This is a genomic window from Pseudomonas sp. XP1 (assembly GCF_053557675.1).
Window position 1 is genome coordinate 48747 of the sequence record NZ_JBNRIJ010000023.1, and the last position, 2165, is coordinate 50911.

The 2165-nt window shown below is 63.8% G+C and carries 2 protein-coding genes; both read left to right on the forward strand.

Going from position 1 to position 2165, the window contains the following annotated elements; genetic code table 11:
* Positions 1-94: 94 nt before the first annotated feature.
* Positions 95-769, forward strand: coding sequence for a heavy metal response regulator transcription factor (locus ACK1U9_RS18515; RefSeq protein ID WP_003258489.1), 675 nt, complete (start codon positions 95-97; stop codon positions 767-769).
* Complete coding sequence (locus tag ACK1U9_RS18520; protein WP_196173693.1) at positions 766-2148, forward strand: heavy metal sensor histidine kinase; 1383 nt, start codon at positions 766-768, stop codon at positions 2146-2148. The genes ACK1U9_RS18515 and ACK1U9_RS18520 overlap by 4 nt, the downstream gene beginning before the upstream one ends.
* Positions 2149-2165: the final 17 nt, after the last annotated feature.

A 2165-nucleotide genomic window follows, 5' to 3' on the forward strand; every position in this document is an offset into this window, starting at 1 on the left:
GCACGCCCTTACTCATGCCGTAACATCCTGCGCCTTGACCCTGATGCCACTACAGGGTCGAGAATCGTCCCCTTTCATCACACCGAGCCCACCCATGCGCCTACTGATCATCGAGGACGAACTGCGTACTGCCGACTACCTGCAACAGGGCCTGCGCGAGAACGGCTACGTGGTCGACTGCGCCCACACCGGCACCGATGGCCTGCACCTGGCACGCCAGCAGCCGTACGACCTGGTCATCCTCGACGTCAACCTGCCCGAACTCGATGGCTGGACCGTGCTGCAGCGGCTACGCGCTGAATCGGCCACGCGCATCATGATGCTTACCGCCCACGGCCGTCTGGCAGACCGGGTCAAGGGCCTGGACCTGGGTGCCGACGATTACCTGCTCAAACCTTTCGAGTTCCCGGAACTGCTGGCCCGCATCCGCAGCCTGCTGCGCCGTAACGACCAGCAATTGCAGCCCAGCACTCTGCGCGTCGCCGATCTGGAGCTGGACCCCGGCCGCCACCGCGCCTACCGCGCCGGCCAGCGTATCGACCTCACCGCCAAGGAATTCGCCCTGCTGCACCTGTTGATGCGCCAGACCGGCGAGGTGCTGTCGCGCACTCAGATCATCTCGCTGGTGTGGGACATGAACTTCGACTGCGACACCAATGTGGTCGAGGTTTCGATCCGGCGCCTGCGGGCAAAGATCGACGACCCGTTCGACAACAAGCTGATCCATACCCTGCGTGGCGTCGGCTACGTGCTCGAGGCACGCTTTTGAAAAACGCGAGCCTGTCACTGCGCCTGGGTTTGAGCGTGACGCTGATGGGCGCCGCACTGGTGCTGCTGCTGGCCTGCCTTGCCGTGTTCGCCCTCGATCACGAACTGGACAGCCGAGCACGCAAGGACCTGGCGCGCAAGATGCTGCAGGTCGAGCACAACCTGCGCGTCGACCTGCGTAGCGAAGATCTGGGCAGCCGCGCCCATCCCTTGCTCGACCTGGTGATGGGGCACGATAACCTCAGCCTCAGCGTGCTGGCCCTCGAAGGCCGCCACCCGCACCTGCTCAGCCTGGGGCCAGCGCTGGAATCGCAGGTAGGCGAGCTGCGCACTGGTGCCCGCCTGGCCTTTCATGCGTGGCGCGACAGCAATGGCAACCAGATACTCACCGTGACCCGGCTGATGCGCCTGCGCGACGACACCCCGGTCAAGGTAATGATGTCGCTCAACCGCGCCGACGACAACGCCCTGCTGCAGGCCTACCTGCACTCCACCTTGCTCGCGCTGCCGCTGCTGCTGTTACTGATCGGGGCCGGTGCCTGGTGGCTGATGCAGCGCGGCCTGAAGCCACTGCGGCACTTCCGGCGCATTGCCGGGCGAGTGTCGGCCCAGGACCTGCAACATCGCCTGCCCGCTACCGGCCTGCCGCTGGAACTGGCAGAGCTGGCCAGCAGCATCAACGTGATGCTCGACCGCCTCGATCAGGGCGTCAGACAGCTGTCACAGTTCTCCGATGATCTGGCCCATGAACTGCGTACACCGTTGAGCAATCTGATGGGCAAGGCGCAAGTGACGCTGGCCCGCGAACGGGACAACGCGAATTACCGGGAAGTGCTGGAAGACAGCATCGAAGAACTGACCCGGCTCAACCGCATCATCAATGACATGCTGTTCCTCGCCCAGGTCGACCAACCCCAGGCCCAGGTCGCGCTCAAGCCCATGGCATTGGCCGACGAGACGGCGCGGGTTGTCGAGTTGTTTGCGTTCAGTGCCGAGCTGAAAGGGGTTGAGTTACGTGTGCATGGCTGGGGGACGGCGCAGGGAGATCGGCTGATGTTTCAGCGGGCACTGTCGAACCTGTTGAGCAATGCCATTCGGCACTGCCCCGATGACAATCCTGTGGAACTGCGTATCGAGCGCATGGGCAGCGAAGTTCGGCTTTCGGTGGAAAACCAGGGGCCTGGTATTGCTGAAGAACACCAGTCGCGCTTGTTCGAACGGTTTTACCGGGTGGGTTCGGGGCGCTCGCGGCTCGAGGGAGGGACCGGGTTGGGGCTGGCGATCGTGAAATCGATCATGCAGTTGCATGGTGGGCGGGTCGAGGTCAGCAGCAGCCCCTTGGGACCTACTCGGTTTACCCTGGTGTTTCCTGCCGATTGATCGGCTGCCCGTGCCGG

What these genes read in the sequence shown, in the direction of transcription:
- ACK1U9_RS18515 (WP_003258489.1), top strand. Translation starts at nt 95, where the DNA reads ATGCGCCTACTGATCATCGAGGACGAACTGCGTACTGCCGACTACCTG.